Source organism: Aeromicrobium yanjiei (genome assembly GCF_009649075.1).
In the GTDB taxonomy this organism is placed as follows: Bacteria; Actinomycetota; Actinomycetes; order Propionibacteriales; family Nocardioidaceae; genus Aeromicrobium; species Aeromicrobium yanjiei.
The window spans coordinates 2,153,415-2,170,247 of record NZ_CP045737.1 but is presented as its reverse complement, the minus strand read 5'-3'; the positions used below and the strand labels follow the sequence as shown (position 1 = coordinate 2,170,247).

The 16,833-nt window shown below is 69.5% G+C and carries 17 protein-coding genes; 11 read left to right on the top strand and 6 right to left on the bottom strand.

The window, feature by feature from the left end; all coding sequences use genetic code 11:
- Positions 1-69 precede the first annotated feature (69 nt).
- Positions 70-2,661, bottom strand: a complete 2,592-nt coding sequence (locus tag GEV26_RS10770) for a DEAD/DEAH box helicase (protein WP_153653073.1) — start codon at positions 2,659-2,661, stop codon at positions 70-72.
- Between the two features lie 98 nt (positions 2,662-2,759).
- Here GEV26_RS10770 and GEV26_RS10765 point away from each other — a divergent pair, with 98 nt between their 5' ends.
- The 6 genes from GEV26_RS10765 to GEV26_RS10740 all read left to right on the top strand — a co-directional run bounded on the left by GEV26_RS10765 (position 2,760) and on the right by GEV26_RS10740 (position 7,071).
- Positions 2,760-3,029 (top strand): DUF3253 domain-containing protein, encoded by a 270-nt coding sequence (locus GEV26_RS10765; RefSeq protein ID WP_153653072.1) that lies wholly within the window; start codon positions 2,760-2,762, stop codon positions 3,027-3,029.
- Entirely contained in the window at positions 3,026-4,180 is a 1,155-nt protein-coding gene (locus GEV26_RS10760) for a serine hydrolase domain-containing protein (RefSeq protein WP_153653071.1), read from the top strand. The genes GEV26_RS10765 and GEV26_RS10760 overlap by 4 nt, the downstream gene beginning before the upstream one ends.
- Positions 4,181-4,208: 28 nt before the next feature.
- Positions 4,209-4,661 (top strand): hypothetical protein, encoded by a 453-nt coding sequence (locus tag GEV26_RS10755; protein WP_153653070.1) that lies wholly within the window; start codon positions 4,209-4,211, stop codon positions 4,659-4,661.
- Between the two features lie 29 nt (positions 4,662-4,690).
- The gene (locus GEV26_RS10750) at positions 4,691-5,509 is read left to right on the top strand and encodes a dioxygenase family protein (RefSeq protein WP_153653069.1); all 819 of its coding nucleotides are present in this window, start codon (positions 4,691-4,693) and stop codon (positions 5,507-5,509) included.
- An 85-nt stretch (positions 5,510-5,594) separates the two neighbouring features.
- Positions 5,595-6,386 carry an HNH endonuclease family protein gene (locus GEV26_RS10745; RefSeq protein ID WP_243838703.1) on the top strand — a complete coding sequence of 264 codons (792 nt, stop codon included), beginning with the start codon at positions 5,595-5,597 and terminating at the stop codon, positions 6,384-6,386.
- Between the two features lie 4 nt (positions 6,387-6,390).
- On the top strand, positions 6,391-7,071 hold the full coding sequence (locus GEV26_RS10740; protein ID WP_153653068.1) for a lytic transglycosylase domain-containing protein: 681 nt from the start codon (positions 6,391-6,393) through the stop codon (positions 7,069-7,071).
- 12 nt (positions 7,072-7,083) lie between these two features.
- Here GEV26_RS10740 and GEV26_RS10735 read toward each other — a convergent pair whose 3' ends face one another.
- Both GEV26_RS10735 and trxA read right to left on the bottom strand, forming a co-directional pair.
- Positions 7,084-7,404 carry a putative quinol monooxygenase gene (locus tag GEV26_RS10735; RefSeq protein ID WP_153653067.1) on the bottom strand — a complete coding sequence of 107 codons (321 nt, stop codon included), beginning with the start codon at positions 7,402-7,404 and terminating at the stop codon, positions 7,084-7,086.
- An 11-nt stretch (positions 7,405-7,415) separates the two neighbouring features.
- Complete coding sequence (gene trxA, locus GEV26_RS10730) at positions 7,416-7,793, bottom strand: thioredoxin (protein WP_153653066.1); 378 nt, start codon at positions 7,791-7,793, stop codon at positions 7,416-7,418.
- Positions 7,794-7,976: 183 nt separating this feature from the next.
- Here trxA and GEV26_RS10725 point away from each other — a divergent pair, with 183 nt between their 5' ends.
- The 3 genes from GEV26_RS10725 (at position 7,977) to GEV26_RS10715 (ending at position 11,260) form a co-directional block, all read left to right on the top strand.
- Positions 7,977-9,488 carry a DUF7669 domain-containing protein gene (locus tag GEV26_RS10725; protein ID WP_153653065.1) on the top strand — a complete coding sequence of 504 codons (1,512 nt, stop codon included), beginning with the start codon at positions 7,977-7,979 and terminating at the stop codon, positions 9,486-9,488.
- Between the two features lie 52 nt (positions 9,489-9,540).
- A complete protein-coding gene (locus GEV26_RS10720; RefSeq protein WP_153653064.1) occupies positions 9,541-10,653 on the top strand; it encodes a PQQ-dependent sugar dehydrogenase in 1,113 nt (370 codons plus the stop codon).
- Between the two features lie 430 nt (positions 10,654-11,083).
- On the top strand, positions 11,084-11,260 hold the full coding sequence (locus tag GEV26_RS10715) for a hypothetical protein (protein ID WP_153653063.1): 177 nt from the start codon (positions 11,084-11,086) through the stop codon (positions 11,258-11,260).
- Between the two features lie 76 nt (positions 11,261-11,336).
- Here GEV26_RS10715 and cspE read toward each other — a convergent pair whose 3' ends face one another.
- Together cspE and GEV26_RS10705 are read right to left on the bottom strand one after the other, a co-directional pair.
- Positions 11,337-11,540, bottom strand: coding sequence for a transcription antiterminator/RNA stability regulator CspE (cspE, locus tag GEV26_RS10710; RefSeq protein ID WP_153653062.1), 204 nt, complete (start codon positions 11,538-11,540; stop codon positions 11,337-11,339).
- A 223-nt stretch (positions 11,541-11,763) separates the two neighbouring features.
- Positions 11,764-12,228: a CAP domain-containing protein gene (locus GEV26_RS10705; RefSeq protein ID WP_153653061.1), complete on the bottom strand. Its 465-nt coding sequence runs from the start codon at positions 12,226-12,228 to the stop codon at positions 11,764-11,766.
- Positions 12,229-12,529: 301 nt separating this feature from the next.
- On the opposite strand from GEV26_RS10705, the gene GEV26_RS10700 reads away from it, so the two are divergent.
- The gene (locus GEV26_RS10700; protein ID WP_243838702.1) at positions 12,530-14,839 is read left to right on the top strand and encodes an immune inhibitor A domain-containing protein; all 2,310 of its coding nucleotides are present in this window, start codon (positions 12,530-12,532) and stop codon (positions 14,837-14,839) included.
- Positions 14,840-15,127: 288 nt separating this feature from the next.
- Complete coding sequence (locus tag GEV26_RS10695) at positions 15,128-15,949, top strand: alpha/beta fold hydrolase (RefSeq protein WP_153653059.1); 822 nt, start codon at positions 15,128-15,130, stop codon at positions 15,947-15,949.
- Between the two features lie 52 nt (positions 15,950-16,001).
- Here the strand turns inward: GEV26_RS10695 and GEV26_RS10690 are convergent, their stop codons facing one another.
- Positions 16,002-16,817 (bottom strand): exodeoxyribonuclease III, encoded by an 816-nt coding sequence (locus GEV26_RS10690; protein ID WP_153653058.1) that lies wholly within the window; start codon positions 16,815-16,817, stop codon positions 16,002-16,004.
- Between the last annotated feature and the right edge of the window lie 16 nt (positions 16,818-16,833).

The following is a 16,833-nucleotide window of genomic DNA, read 5'->3' as shown; positions in this document are numbered from 1 at the left end:
GCGTCCGGCGACATTTGGCGGGCTGAAGCCGCCAAATCTCGGTCCTGGGGCGCGGCGCGCGGTGCGGGGCTAGCGCTTGAGGCGGACGAGGTCGGCCAGGGCGGCGTCGGAGAGCTCGGTGAGGGCGCCCTCGCCGCCGTTGACCACGGCGTCGGCGAGCGACCGCTTGGAGCGGATCAGCTCGGCGATCGACTCCTCGATCGTGCCCTCGCTGATGAGGCGGTGGACCTGGACGTTCTTGGTCTGCCCGATGCGGTGCGCGCGGTCGGTCGCCTGGTCCTCGACGGCGGGGTTCCACCACCGGTCGTAGTGGATCACGTGGTCGGCCCGGGTGAGGTTGAGGCCCACACCGGCCGCCTTCAGCGACAGCACGAACACGGGCACCTGGCCGCCCTGGAACTCGTGCACCATCTTCTCGCGTCCGCGTACAGTGGTGCCGCCGTGCAGGAACTGGTTGGCGATCTTCTTCTCGTCGAGGTGGCGGGTCAGCAGGCGTCCCATCTGGGCGTACTGCGTGAACACGAGCGTCGCGCCCTCCTCGGACACGATCTCCTCGATCAGCTCGTCGAAGACGCCGAGCTTGCCCGAGCGCCCGGTGAGCCGCGACTCCGGCTCGCGGAGGAACTGCGCGGGGTGGTTGCAGATCTGCTTGAGCTGGGTCAGCAGCTTGACCACGAGGCCCCGACGCTGGATGCCCTGCGCCTGCTCGATCTGGGCCATGGTGCTGCGCACGACCGCCTCGTAGAGACCGACCTGCTCGCGGGTGAGGTTGATGCGGTGATCGGTCTCGATCTTGGGCGGCAGCTCGGGCGCGATGCCCGGATCGGACTTGCGGCGGCGCAGCACGAACGGCCGGATGAGCTGCGACAGGCCGGTGGCCCGCTCGGTGTCGCGCCGCGACTCGATCGCGCGCGACCAGGTGCGGCGGAACTGCTCGTACGTCCCGAGGAGCCCCGGCGTGGTCCAGTCCAGGATCGCCCACAGCTCGGAGAGGTTGTTCTCGACCGGGGTGCCGGTGAGCGCGAGACGCGCCACCGCGGGGATGTCCCGGATCGCGCGGGCGGTACGCGCGTGGGGGTTCTTGATGTTCTGCGCCTCGTCGGCCACGACGAGTCCCCAGCCCGGCTCGTGCTCGGCGAGGAGGTCGGCGTCCGCGCGCATCGTGGCGTACGTCGTGACGAGGAAGCCGTCCTTGACGTCCTGGAGCGTGCGTCGTGCACCGTGGTAGCGGTGGACCGGGACGCCGGGGGCGAAGCGCTGGATCTCGCGCTCCCAGTTGCCGAGCACCGAGGCGGGACAGATCACCAGGGTCGGGGCGGTCGTCTCGACGGCGCGCTGCAGGTGCAGCGCGATCAGCATGACGGTCTTGCCGAGACCCATGTCGTCGGCGAGGATGCCGCCGAGGCCGAGATCCACCAGCTGCGTCATCCACTGCAGGCCCTGCAGCTGGTAGTCGCGCAGGTGCCCCTCGAGATCGCTCGGCTGACGACCCGGCTGGATGTCGCGGTCCTGCACCGCGAGGCGCCGGCGCACGTCCTCGAGCCAGCCGACCGTGTCGACCTCGGTGCGGCGGCCGTCGATCTCCAGCTCGCCGGTCACGGCCGCGCGCAGCGCCTCGAGGGCGGAGATGTCGTGGGTGCGCTGCTCGAGCACCTTGCTGAGCTGTGACTTGTCCACGAAGACCCAGCGGTCGCGCAGCCGGAGCAGCCCGCTCTGCGACTGCGCGAGCTGATCGAGCTCGGCGGCCGACAGCACGTCGCTGCCGAGCGCCACCTGCCAGTCGAACGAGAACAGCTGCCCCTGGGTGAACGCCGAGGGCCGGTCGGAGCCGGGCGTCTCGCGGCGTTGTACGACGGCGGACGTCGTGAGCTCCCGCACGAGCTCGGGCGGCCAGCGCACCTCGATGCGGTTGGCCATCAGCGTGGGTGCGAGGGTGCGGTCACCGAGGCGCGCGAGATCGTCGGGGCTGACGGTCACGGCGCCGCGCGCGTGCGGATCGCGCAGGGTCGCGGCGGACGCCCACCAGGGCTCGAGCCGGCGCAGCATCGCCGCGGTCGGCTCCTTGGCGTCCTGGGCCATGGGGTGCGAGGAGCCGCCGAACAGGTCACCCGCGTCGAAGGCCGCGAACGATCCCGACCGGGGATGCACGCGCAGTCGTACGACCGCGGCCTGGCTCGGCGTGGGCTCCTCCAGGAACGAGACGATGAGCGTCCACGAGAAGGTTGTCTCGCGCGTGCGCTGGGGCGCGGCGTGCGGTGAGACGTACGGCTGACGCTGTTGCGGGGTCGACGCCGCGGCGGGCGCGTCCACCGCGAGAGCCTTGAGGAAGGCGTTGATCGAGGCCTGGCCCGCGCCCGCATTGGGACCGATCGCGGCGCCGGCGTTCTGCAGCTGGTTGATCTCCGTGGCGTCGGGGGAGCCCAGTGCACCGCGCGCCATGATGCGCAGCGCGAGGATCGCGGGGGTCGCCCAGGCGCGGACGGACTTGTCCGCGGACATGACCCGGATGCCCTGGCTGAGCGGGCCGACGGCCTCGTTCGCGGTGGCCGTCTGGTCGCCGTCGGGGGTGTGGAAGACGAACCGCGAGTCGGCCGGGTCCTCGCTCGCGACGAACTCGACCGGATAGCGCAGCAGGAGGCGCAGATCCATCGCAGAGGGCATCCCTCCATTGTCGCCCACGCGTCCAAGTTGCGGGTGAGGCGGTGCCGTTAGGAACGTCACCATTTGTGGACGTGCGGCGTGCACGGGAGGCTGGGTGCGTGCCTCCCACCGACCACGAGCTCGAGCAGCGCATCCTCGCGCTGCTCGCGTCCCGCGCGCCGACCGCCACGATCTGCCCGTCGGACGTCGCCCGCGACCTCGCCCCGGACGACTGGCGCCCGTTGATGGACGCCGTACGAGACGCGGCCGGACGCCTCGTCGACCGCGGGCAGGTCGTCATCACCCAGAAGGGTGAGGCGGTCGACCTCGCCACGGCGCGAGGACCGATCCGGATCCGGCGCTCCGGCCCCGACGCGGACGGCCGGTGACGGCCCGCGCAGCCGCGGCCGTCGCGACGCTGGCGCTGCTCGCGGCGTGCTCGGGCGGGAGCGCGCCGGCAGCCGAGGAGCGGACGAGACCCGCCCCGGCCGCCTCCTCGTCGACCCCCACGCCCGCACCTGCCCCGACGCCGACCGTGACCTACCCCGGCAAGGAGTGGGCGCGGTCCGAGCAGGGGAGCTGGCAGGCGCTGGACGCCGATCTCGCGGCGAACGGGTCGACGTGCGTCGCGGTCGTCAAGGACGGCCGCCTGGTCCACGACGCGTACTGGAACGGGGGCGCACCCGCGGCGCAGCACAAGGTCTACTCGATCGCGAAGTCGCTGACGGCGATGCTCGTCGGCACGTACGTCGGCGACGGCGCGGTCGACCTCGACGAGTCGGCGTCCCGGCAGGTCGAGCAGTGGCGGGGGAGCCCGGCGGAGGCGATCACCGTGCGTGACCTGCTCGCGATGACGTCCGGCCGGCACTGGGACGACGCCACCGACACCCGGATGATCCGCAGCGAGGCCGACACGACGGCGTTCGCGGTGGGGGTCGGGCAGGACCGCGAGCCGGGCGAGGCGTGGGTCTACGACAACACCGCGGTCCAGACCCTCGAGTCGGTGCTGGACGGACTGGACGACTCCAGCGACGTCGCGGCGAACGCCGACGAGCGGCTGCTGGACCCGCTCGGCATGCGCGACACGACGTGGGGACGCGACCCGGCCGGCAACGCGTTGACGTTCTCGGGCATGACGTCGACCTGCCTCGACCTCGCCCGGATCGGCCACCTCATGCTCAACGACGGCGTGTGGAAGGGCCGGCGCCTGCTCCCGGCCGAGTTCGTCCAGGAGGCGACGAGTCCCTCGTCGCGGCTCAACGCGGCGTACGGCCTGCTGTGGTGGGTCAACGCCGAGGGACGGGTCGTCGAGGTGCATCGGCAGGCCGGATTCCCCGCGGACATCGCGCCGTACGAGGGGCGGCTCGCGCCGCACGTGCCGGCCGACGCGTTCTGGGCGTTCGGCTACGGCAACCAGTACGTGGCCGTCGTGCCGAGCGAGGGGGTCGTCGCCGTACGTCTCGGCGCCCGGCCCGTGACGCCCGACCGGGTGACGTTCGACGGGTTCACCGCTGCGGTGCTGGCGGCGCTCGAGCAGTAGTGTCCGACCCCGCTGGTTGAGTGCAGGCATGTACTTCGAGGAGCCCGGCTGGCCGCTGATCGACGACTTCTTCCTGCGCCTGGCCGAGGGCCGCAAGGCCGAGACCGTGCGTCGCTACGCGCGCGTGCGGCTGCGGCTGTACGACTTCCTCGACGTCGACGACATGACGCAGTGGCTGGATCCCGACGACGCGACCCTCCTGGCAGCGGAGCGCGAGTTCGTCCGTGACGGGGCGCTGTGGACCGTGCTCGGTCTCGACGGCGTGCTGCGCTGCCTGCCGGGCTTCCTCACCGACGACCAGCTGCCCACCTCTGCTGCCGAGGCGCGCATGCAGGTCAGCGTCATCAGCCGGTTCGTGACCGACCTGCGCAACCGGCACCTGGTGCCCCACGAGCACTGGCAGTCCCTGCTGCTCGCCCGCCGGGCGGTGATGCGGGCCCGCACGCATCTCGACGACGAGCGCCGGCGGGCGGTGATATAGTTGAAGCGTCAACTATTGAAGGATGCGTCATGGCCACGTACTCGATCGCCGATCTCGACAACCGCCTGAGCCCCAGCGCGCTCATGCCGGTGCTGTTCGTGGGCCACGGCAACCCCATGCACGCGATCTCGGACAACAGCTACACCCGCACGTGGACCCGCATGGGCCAAGAGCTCCCTGCGGCCCAGGCGGTCGTCGTGGTGAGCGCGCACTGGCTGACTCCGGGGAGCACCCACATCACGGACGCCCCGAGGAATCCGATCATCTACGACTTCGGCGGCTTCCCCGACGAGCTGTCCCGCGTGCAGTACGACTCGGTGGGCGACACCGACGTCGCCCAGCTGCTGGCCCGACAGCTCGTCGACTACGAGGCCGAGCTCGACAAGCAGTGGGGTCTTGACCACGGCACGTGGAGCATCCTGACGTTCCTCGCCCCGCGGCCCGAGGTGCCGGTCCTGCAGATCAGCATCGACTACTCGATGCCCCTGCCGCAGCTCTACGAGCTCTACGGCCGCCTGCGGGCCATGCGCCGGCGCGGCGTCCTGTTCATCGGCAGCGGCAACATCGTGCACGCGCTCGGCCGGGCCCGCTGGGACGGCGGGGCGGCCTGGGACTGGGCCGAGCAGTTCGACGCCGACACGGCGGAGGCGTTGCGTGAGCGACAGGTCGGCAAGCTCCTGGACCCCTACGGCACCTGGGCCGAGGCCCGCCTCGCGGTGCCCACCGACGACCACTACCGCCCCCTGGTCGCGGCGCTCAGCCTGCTCGAGGACGGCGAGGACATCTCGTTCTTCAACAGCTCGATCGACATGGGCTCAATCAGCATGCGGTCGTTCGTGACCGTCTGACGGGCGCAGGCCGGCCACGCGCGGGCCGCCGGACCGCTCGTGTGAGACTTCTGCCCGGTGTCGAGTCGGGCAAGAGGGGTCATCTGTGGGATCTGCACGTCGAGGTGGCCCCGTCATGGCCCTGGTGGCGGTCGTGGCGCTTGTGCTCATCGGCACGTCCTACGGACGTGACACCGAGGCGCCGACGCCGACGCCCTCTGCCACCACACCGTCCGTCGCGGGGCCGCCGGTGGCCCGAGGCAAGGCCGCGAGCGCCCTGGAGGAGCTCACAGTGAAAGGCCGGGCGCCGCGGACCGGATACTCCCGCGAGCAGTTCGGCCGGGCCTGGCGAGATCTCGACCGCAACGGGTGCGATCAGCGCAACGACGTGCTGCGCCGCGACCTGCGCGACATCACGTTGAAGGCCGGCACGCGCGGGTGCCTCGTGCTCACGGGCACCCTCACGTCTCCCTATTCCGGGGAGGTCGTCGACTTCGTCCGCGGCACCACGACGTCGCGCGCGGTGCAGATCGACCACGTCGTGGCCCTGTCCGACGCCTGGCAGAAGGGTGCCCAGCAGTGGACGCGGGAGAAGCGCGAGCAGTTCGCCAACGACGTCCTCGAGCTCCGCGCGACCGACATGCACACGAATGCGTCCAAGGGCAGCGGGGACGCCGCCACGTGGTTGCCGCCGCGCGCTGCGTTCCGGTGCGGCTACGTGGCCCGGCAGATCGCGGTCAAGCAGGCCTACGGCCTCTGGGTCACCGCTGCCGAGCGCGACGCGATGCGGCGCGTGCTCGGCCGCTGTCCCGACCAGGGGTTGCCGCGCCGGTACGCCGTGCCGCTCGGCGGCGGTCCCGAGATCGAGGCAGCAGGCTTGGCCGGGCCCGGACACTGAAGGGGTGAGACGCTCAACCCCACTGATCGTGCTGGTCGCGGCGCTCGCCGTCGCGCTGGCCCTGATCATCGTGACCAGGCCCGACAGCGACCCGAGGGCGGATCTGCCGGTGGTCGATCGGCCGACGCCCGCAGCCACCCCGGACAGCCTGAACCGGACGGCACGTGAGGCCGGCATCCCGCGTCGGGCCCTGACGGCGTACGTCAAGGCCGCGGAGTCGCTCAAGAGCTCGCACCCGCGCTGCGGTCTCGCGTGGAACACGCTGGCCGGCATCGGCGCCTCCGAGAGCAGCCACGGCGCCTTCGGCGGTGCGCGCCTGGACCGGAGCGGCGTGGCATCTCCCCGCATCCTCGGGGTGCCGCTCGACGGGACCGGCGGCAACCGTGCGATCCGCGACACCGACGGGGGCGCGCTCGACGGCGACACGACCTGGGACCGCGCGGTCGGGCCGATGCAGTTCATTCCCACCACGTGGCAGCGGTGGGGGACCTCCGCCAGCGGCGGCGAGCCTGATCCTCACGACATCGACGACGCCGCGCTGAGTGCCGGTCGCTACCTGTGCCACGCGGGCCGCGACCTCAGCACCTCCACGGGCTGGTCGCGAGCCGTGCTGACGTACAACCGGAGCACGGCGTACGCCGAGAAGATCGCGAGGACCGCCTCGGCGTACGCCGATGTCGTCTGATCTGCCCGCCACCTAGGCGACGGTCAGCTCACCCATCTCGTTCCAGCCGTCCTGGTCGACGGTCTGGCTGACGATGCGGGGCGTCTCGGCGAGCGCCTGCGGCATCGTCTGCATGGCCTCCTGGAAGTGCGCGCTCGTCACGTGCGCCTCCGCGGCGTCGTCGTCGAATGCCTCGACGAGCACGAACTCGTGGGGGTCGTCGACGCTGCGGGACCAGTCGAACCACCGGTTGCCGGGCTCCGCGCGGGTCGCCTCGGTGAAGGGGCGCACGAGCTCCAGCCACCGATCGGTCCACTCGGGCTTGGTGCGGAACTTGACGACGATGAAGATCATCTCGCCGCGCCTCAGGCCTGCGTCTCGGCGGCCTCGGCCTCGGCCACGCGGCGACGTACGTCGTCCATGTCGAGATCGCGGACTGCCTGGATGACCTGCTCGAGGCCGGCGGCCGGAAGCGCGCCGGGCTGGGAGAACACGAGGACTCCGTCGCGGAACGCCATCAGGGTCGGGATCGAGGTGATCTGCGCGGCGGCGGCCAGCTCCTGCTGGTCCTCGGTGTCGATCTTGCCGAACGTGACGTCCGGGTGCGTCTCGCTCGCGGCCTCGAAGACGGGGGCGAACTGGCGGCACGGGCCGCACCAGGATGCCCACCAGTCGACCAGTGTGATGCCCTCGGCGCCGAGCGCCTCGTCGATGGTGTCCTTGGTCAGGGTGACGGTGCTCATGATTGCCTCTCGCTGGAAAACTCCGTACATCGTGCACAACGGCCAGTGGGGTGCCCGCATTCCCCGTGCGCAACCGCGGCCGGGCGAACTTGTCGTGCAGATCGCGTCATGACGGCGCGCGTGACTGCTCTTCACACGTGGACGACGCACTGCGTCAGGCCGTGGGGCCAAGGGAGCGTCATCGTGGACGGGAGCTGGGTCGTGAAGTACGACAGGCCTGTGTGGCAGATCATGCACCGGTGTGCCGACGCGATGCCGCCGGTGTTCCGCTACGAGGACGTCCGCAGCTGGTTCACCACCAACTACCCCGAGGTCAACGAGGCGACGATCCGGGCCCATCTCATCGGGCTGACCGACGGGGGACGCGCCAAGCACGTGCAGTTCGCCCAGCGCTCGCCCGTCTTCCGCCGGGTGGCCCGCGGCGAGTACGCACCCATCCCCGTCGACGAACGGGGGGAGGACCCCGGCCCCCCACCCGTCTCGACCAGCAAGATCAAGATGTCGGGCAACGGTGCGCACCTGCACGCGCCCTCGGCTGCCCGCCGACAGCCCCCTGTGGCCACGGGCGACAGCGCGCCCGTCCCGCCCGAGGCCGTCGGCGACGACAGCGACGACGAGGACCCGGAGGTCGCGGAGGAGTCCAGCGACGACGAGACGCCCGCCATCCCCGACGTGATCCTGCTCGGCAGCGTGGGGGAGCGGGTCAACGTCCCGGCACCGGCCAAGGAGGTCTACCGCGACATGTCCTTCCAGCTCGGCCGGATCGACGCCGAGCAGTGGGGTCGCGAGTGGTTCGTGCTGTCCGCCGAGCACGGTCTCGTGGCGCCGAACGAGTGGATATCGCCGGACTCGCGCACCCTGGCCGACCTGGATCCGGACTACCGGGTCGTGTGGGCCAGCTGGGTGGTCACCCGGCTCGAGTCGCTCGTGGGCTGCCTCGAGGGCGTCCACGTCCGGCTGGACGCGCCCAACGCCTTCGCAGGACCACTCTTCGCAGGTCTGCAGGAGGCCGGGGCCGTCGTGTCGTCGGGAGACGTGATCCCCTCGATCACGCACAGTGCGCCCCCGGCGCCCGCGCAGGAGCCGGAGGAGCCCGTCGCGTCGGAGCCGGAGGAGCCCGTCGCGCAGGAGCCGGAGGAGCCCGATCTCGCGCCGGTCGTCCAGATCGGCTCGGCGTCATCGATCGCCCACGCCCTGGCCGACCCCCGCCGCGCGATGCCCGCCTCGGACCTCTCCGGACTGCCGCAGAGCAGGGGCTTGTACGGCTGGTTCGTCGATCCGGCCGGCGCCCGCGAGCTCAACCGGTGCCTGCGCCTGCCCGTGCGAGCGGGCCTGATCTTCGTCGGTCAGGTCGGTGGGTCCAGCTGGCACTCGCTCGCCGATCCGGTGCTCAACCTGCGCGATCACATCGAACGTGTCCAGCTGCACGGCCTGGCCCGGTCCTCGACGTTCCGGATGAACCTCGCGACGGTGCTGCGCGCCCACCTGCGGATGACGAGTCTCGACGACGATCGACTCACCGACTGGATGCTCGAGCACCTGTCGGTGTCGTGCTGGGTGGGGGCCGAGCCCGGTGCGCTCCGCGAGCTCGAGCAGCAGGTCGTCGACGAGCTCGATCCGCCGCTCAACGTGGACCGCTCACCGGCGACCGAGTACCGCACCCGTCTCGGCCAGATGCGCAGCGGCATCGCCTGATCCGCCGCCGACGGTCGCAGCGGGACTTGACCGTGACCGGCATGATCTGTTCATGGAACGTCGCGCACTGCTGACCGGGCTGGCTGCCATCGGTACCGTCTCGCTGCTGGGCTGCAGCCGCGAGCGGGACGAGCGTCCGGCACCGGCCCCGTCCGATCCGTCGACGACTCCCGCGCCGACCGCGTCGTCGACTCCTGGTGCCCGCACCCCCCGGATCGCCGGGACCGTCGTCACCGGGCTCAACGTGCCGTGGGGGATCGCATTCCTCTCCGGCGGGGACGCCCTGGTCTCGCAGCGGGACGCCGGCAGCATCGTGCGGGTGAGCGCCGACGGCAGGACCACGACGCTCGGATCGGTCGCCGGCGCGAACGGCGTGCCCGGCGGCGAGGGGGGTCTGCTGGGCATCGCGCTGGCCCCCGGCGACGACAGCACCCTGTTCGCGTACGTGACGACGGCCGCCGACGACCGGGTCGTGCGCATCACGATCGACGGGAGCTCGCTGGGTGAGGTCGAGCCGATCCTCACCGGCATCCCGATCGGCTCGCGGCACCACGGGGGGCGGCTGCTGTTCGGGGACGACGGCACCCTGTTCGTCTCGACCGGCGACTCCGGCAACGGGGAGCTCGCGCAGGACCGCGACTCGCTGGCCGGCAAGGTGCTGCGGATCGACCAGGACGGCCGGGCCGCGAAGGGCAATCCGTTCGGCAACCGGACCTGGTCCTACGGGCACCGCAACATCGAGGGGCTCGCCTTTGACCAGGAGGGGCGGCTGTGGGCGGCCGAGTTCGGGGAGAAGAGTGCGGACGAGCTCAACCTGATCGTGAAGGGCGGCAACTACGGCTGGCCGCGGGTCGAGGGCAAGGGCGGCGGCCGTGGGCTGATCGACCCGGTCGTCACGTGGGGCACCGACGAGTGCTCCCCGTCGGGCGTGGCCGTCACGAAGTCGACCGCGTACGTCGGCGCGTTGCAGGGGGAGTGCCTGTTCGAGGTGCCGCTGGACGGTGAGCGGGCCGGCACGCCGGTCGCCCACTTCGCCGGTGACCACGGACGCATCCGCTCGGTCGCCGTGGCCCCCGACGGTGCGCTGTGGGTCACGACCAGCAACACCGACGGTCGCGGCGACCCCCGCAAGGGCGACGACCGCATCCTGCGCGTCACCGTCTGACCCAACGCTGACGAGTCACGCACGGACGCTGACGAGTCGCGCACGGACGCTGATGAGTCACGCACGGACGCTGACGAGTCACGCACGGACGCTGACGAGTCACGCACGGATCGGATCATTTTATTTTTTTCTCAGCGCCGGCCGACCAGTGACGCTAGTGTCTACGCGTCCCACTCGGTGGAGTGCGGCAAAGCGTGTTCACCAAGGGGGTAAATCGTCATGCGCAAGCCAGCCGGTCTCATGGTCGCCACAGGCCTGCTCACGCTGTTCACGATCAGCGTGACCACCACGAACGTCTCGACCATGTCGGGCGACGCGCCTGCAGCAGTCTCCTCGACAGGGGACACGCAACCTACCGCCCGGTAAGGGTCCCCACGGGGCAAACATGAGGATATCCTCATGTCAACGTTGCCTACCGAGGGAGACCGCCATGGACGAGACGTCCTTCGACATCGACTCCGCCCAGCTGGCCGAGGCCTCGCGCCGCTTCCCGGCCCGCCGGCTCGCGCCCACGGAGGCCAGGCCCTCAGGTGACGTCAGCTATCTGGCGTCGAGCCCGGGAACTGACTTCACCCGGCGTGCATGGGACGAGGCCGGGCGCCTGTAGCCCGTTCGTCCCTCTCCCGCGAGAACGACACAACCCCCGGAGCAGCGCTCCGGGGGTTGTGTCATGGGTGGACTGATCAGAGCGGGCGGATGTTCGCCGCCTGCAGGCCCTTCTGGCCCTGCTCGACGTCGAACTCGACCTTCTGGTTCTCGTCGAGCGAGCGGTAGCCGCTCGACTGGATGGCCGAGAAGTGCGCGAACACGTCCTCGCTGCCGTCGTCGGGTGCAATGAAGCCGAAGCCCTTGTCGGCGTTGAACCACTTCACGGTGCCTGTTGCCATGTCTTGCTCCTCATTGACGAGATACCCCCCGCGCCTCTCGCGAGTGGCGGTCGCGACGTACATCCAACCTTCAAGAAGAACTCGACACCCGAGAGTGAAACTCATTCATTCGTACGGCCAACGTCGTGCAACTGGCCCAGAGCCTAGGGCACCGGAACCGGGTTTGGGGAGAGGAATCGTCCGGGACATCTGATTTGGCGACGAGTCAGCTGCTCGCTGCCGGCTACTTGCGGGTGCCGAAGACCTGGGCGACCCACCAGACCCCGTCGTCGTCCTTCACCGCGCCGACGCCGATGTAGCGCATCTTGGTGGCGAGGATGTTGCGGCGATGACCGGATGACTTCATCCAGGCGTTCACGGTCTTGTTGCCCGATCCGTAGCCGTAGGCGATGTTCTCCGACACCCCGGTGAGCTTGCAGTCGTCGAGGACCTGCTGCAGGCGGCCCTTGCGGTGCTCGAGCTTGCCGTGCTTGGCCATCCACCTGGCCTGGCCCTCGGCCCAGCGGTCCACGCAGGACTGCGCCTTGACCTTGACCCTGTCGTGATCGACGCGGAAGTGGTTCGTGCGGGTGATGACCTGCTTCTCGTACGTCGATGACGAGACGGCCGCGGCGGGGGAGACGGTTGCGAACGTCAGGAGTGCGGTCACGGCGAGCGTACGAACGGTGTACCTGCGGGTGCGGTTCATCCGCCCACCGTAACGCCTTGGCCGCTCTGGTCAGAAAGAACTAGTTGCAGATGGTTACTTGTGGCTAAAAGTCAAGACTGCCGTTCCCCCTGAAAATTGCCTAAGTTGGCTCACGTTGCATCCAGCCCGCCCCACAAGGGCGGGCTTCACCAGCGGGGGCGCGATCGTGCCGCCGTCATCTCGGAAGTTCTTTCAAGGGGGAACAGTGAAGCGTGTGACCTCGGGCCTTTTAGGCCTCACACTCGCAGCCTCACTCGGTCTGGCATACGCCTCACCGGGCACGGCGGCACCCGCACCATCGGTGAACGCGAACGACAAGCCGTCGAAGATCGGCAAGGACGACCTGCCCAACCCGCTGGAGTCCAAGCGCCGCGCGCTGCGCGAGGCCGGCATCACCTCGGTCCTGGACGGCGACGCCAAGGCGCAGAACCGCTCCGGCAGCTCCGTCGTCAAGGTCGGCAAGGGCTACAGCCCGGCTGACGCGGCCGCGCTGGCCAACAAGAAGGCATCGTCGAAGCAGCGCAAGGCGATCCAGGGCAAGAAGCAGAAGGATCAGTACGTCGAGCTCAGCCAGGAGCGAGCCGACAAGATCTTCGTGATCCTCACCGAGTTCGGCAACGAGCGTCACCCGGACTTCCCTGACCAGGACACCGATCCGACCGTCGAGGGTCCCACGACGTTCGACGGCCCCCTGCACAACAAGATCCCCGCTCCGGACCGGACCAAGGACAACTCGACGGTCTGGCAGAGCAACTACAACCGCAAGCACTACCAGGACCTCTACTTCGGCACCGGCAAGGGCGTCGAGTCGGTCAAGACCTACTACGAGACGCAGTCGTCGGGCCGCTACACGGTCGACGGCCAGGTCCAGGACTGGGTCAAGGTGCCCTACAACGAGGCGCGCTACGGCCGCGACGAGTCCTACAAGACGGTCTGGAACCTGATCCAGGACTCGCTCACCGCGTGGGTCGCCGATCAGAAGGCCGCCGGCAAGACCGACGCCCAGATCAAGAAGACGATCGCCTCGTACGACAAGTACGACCGTTACGACTTCGACGGCGACGGCGACTTCAACGAGCCCGACGGCTACATCGACCACTTCCAGATCGTCCACGCCGGTGGCGACGAGGCGGACGGTGACCCGCAGCAGGGCGAGGACGCCATCTGGTCGCACCGTTGGTACGCGTTCGGCACCGACGCCGGTCTCACCGGCCCGGCCCAGAACCGTCTTGGCGGCACCCAGGTCGGCAACACCGGCATCTGGGTGGGTGACTACACGGCCCAGCCCGAGAACGGCGGCCTGTCGGTCTTCGCTCACGAGTTCGGTCACGACCTCGGTCTGCCGGACGACTACGACACCTCCGGCCGCGGCGACAACAACAACGAGTACTGGACCCTGATGGCCCAGTCCCGGCTCAACGCCAAGGGCGAGGCCCTCGGCACCCGTGCCGGTGACCTCGGAGCGTGGAACAAGCTGCAGCTCGGTTGGCTCGACTACGAGGTCATCGCCGACAAGCAGAAGAAGACACTGAACCTCGGCCCGCAGGAGTACAACTCCAAGAAGGCGCAGGCCGCGGTGGTCGTCCTGCCGCAGAAGGACGTCTTCGTCGACAACGGCGCCCCGGCGTCGGGCACCAAGCAGTTCTTCTCCGGCTCCGGGGACGATCTGGCCAACTCGATGACGACCGACGTCGACCTCACCGGCAAGACCGGCGCGGCGATGACGGCCAAGGTGCGGTACTCGATCGAGAAGGGCTACGACTACGCGTACGTGCAGGCGTCGACCGACGCCGGCAAGACGTGGAAGGCGTTGGCCGGCACGATCAACGGCAAGGCCATCCCGGGTGATCCGTCCGGCTCGCCGGCGATCGACGGCGAGCAGGCCACCTGGGCGGACCTCAACGTCCCGCTCGGCGCCTACGACGGCCAGAAGATCAAGCTGCGTGTGTACTACAAGACCGATGGTGGCGTCGCCGAGGCTGGACTGTTCGTCGACGACATCGCTGTCACGGCCGGCGGCCAGTCGCTGCTGACCGATGGCGCCGAGACCGGCGGAACCGCCTGGACGTTCGATGGCTTCTCGATCGTCGGAGCCACGACGACCTTGAAGGCGGACAACTACTACATCGCCGGGCACCGGTCGTACGTCTCGTACGACAAGTACCTGAAGACGGGGCCGTACAACTTCGGCTACGCCAACACCAAGCCCGACTTCGTCGAGCACTACAAGTACGGTCACGGCCTGCTCGTGTCCTACTGGGACACGTCCCAGTCGGACAACAACACCAACGTGCACCCGGGCACGGGCCGCAACCTCATCATCGACGCCAACCCCGAGCCGATCACGAACATCGTGACTGGCGCCCCGTGGCGAGCGCGCATCCAGATGTACGACGCGCCGTTCTCGCTGCACAAGGCTGACTCGATGACGCTGCACACCAATGGCAAGCCCAGCTACATCCGTGGCCAGGCCGCCAAGCCGCTGTTCGACGACACCAAGAAGTATTGGTACGCCGAGCTGCCCAACCACGGGGTGAAGCTGCCCGCGGCCGGTGTGAAGATGCGTGTCCTGGAGGAGAAGGGCACCAGCATGAAGGTCAAGTTCAACTAGACCTTCCCCAAGGACGGGGGGACGCTCATCGGGGGGTGGGCGTCCCTCCTCACGTTCGCACCCCCCTCACGATGGGGGCACGCATCAGACGATGCGTGCCCCCTTTCGTGCGTCCCGGGTGGCCCGTGGCGAGAACGGGATGCTGCCGAGCACGACGGCCGGTGATCGGGCTTGGGGTCGCGGGCTGGTCGGCCGGCCCGCAGGTTGGCTGTCAGCACCGTCGACAGACCGCCCGCGGAGGACGAGAGTGGATGTCACGAGTCCGACACGCCACCAGAAGGAGACACCATGCCGTACATCACCACCACCGACGGGACCGAGATCTACTACACCGAGCAAGGCGCGGGCCAGCCCGTCCTGCTGAGCCACGGCTGGCCGCTGTCGTCCGATGCCTGGCAGGTCGAGCTCAAGCTTCTCGCCGACGCCGGTTATCGGGCCATCGCCCACGACCGTCGCGGCCACGGCAGGTCCTCCAAGACGTACGAGGGCAACGACATGGACACGTACGCCAGCGATCTCGCGCAGCTGGTGGACGCCCTCGACCTGCGGGACCTCGTGCTCATCGGTCACTCGACCGGAGGCGGCGAGGTCGTCCGCTACGCCGCTCGGCACGCAGCCGGGCGGGTCGTCAAGATCATCACTGCAGGCGCCGTTCCGCCGATCATGCTGAAGTCGGACTCCAATCCCGAGGGCACCCCGATCGAGGCGTTCAACGGGATCCGCGACGGCGTCCTGAACGACCGCTCGCAGTTCTACAAGGAGCTGGCGGATCCCTTCTTCGGAGCCAACCGCGACGGCTCGAAGGTCTCCCAGGGTGCGAAGGACGACTTCTGGCGCCAAGGAATGCTCGTGAACCTCGCGGCCGCCTTCGACTGCGTCAAGGCGTTTTCCGAGACCGACTTCACCGAGGACCTCAAGGCGTTGGACGTACCGATCATGATCGCGCAGGGCGACGACGACCAGATCGTCCCGATCGCGGCCGCCGCGCGGAAGTCGATCGACCTGGTGAAGGACGGCCGGCTGGTCGTGTACCCGGGTGCGCCGCACGGCATCTACGGCGACTACCAGAAGTCCCTCGACGGCGACATCCTCGCGTTCATCGCCGAGTAGCTCGCGAGCATGTCTCCGCTCCTGCGGCCAGGCCCTGCCTCCGCCGTTCGGCCTAGATGTCGTAGTCGATGACCAGCGGCGCGTGGTCGGACCAGCGCTCGGCCCAGCTGATCGCCCGGTCGACGGCGGCGGACTGCGCCGTGGCCGCGAGCTCGGGCGTCGCGAGCTGGTAGTCGATGCGCCAGCCCGCGTCGGTGTCGAACGCCTTGCCGCGCATCGACCACCAGGTGTAGGGGCCGTCCACGTCACCGGCCAGGCTGCGGTGCACGTCGACCCAGCCGAGCTCACCCATGAACCGGTCGAAGTACGCCCGCTCCTCGGGCAGGAAGCCGGCCTTCTTGCGGTTGGCCTTCCAGTTCTTGATGTCGCGCTCGGTGTGCGCGACGTTGAGGTCGCCGGTGACGACCGCGTGGGCGCCCGTGGCGCGGATCTCGGCCATGCGCACCACCATCTGGTCGAGGAACCGGTACTTCTCGTCCTGGCGCGGGGTGCCGACCTCGCCGGAGTGCACGTAGGCCGAGACCGCGGTCAACGTCGAGCCGTCGGTGAGCGGGATGTCGGACTCGATCCACCGACCCGAGTCGTCGAAGAAGTCGTCGCCGTTGCCGATGCGGTGAGCGGTCGGGGGATTGCGGCTGAGGACTGCCACTCCCGCGCGCCCCTTGGCGGCTGCCTCCGTGTGGACGATGTGATAGCCGGTGTCGGCGAGGATCTGGTGGACGATCTCGTCGGGCGCGCGCACCTCCTGCAGCGTCACGACGTCGGCGCCGCGCTCGGCGAGCCACTCGCTCAGGCCGGCCGACTGGCCTCGGGTCTTGTTGTGGGCGGCACGGATGCCGTTGACGTTGACGGTCGCGATACGAAGCACGGCTTCACCTTAACGA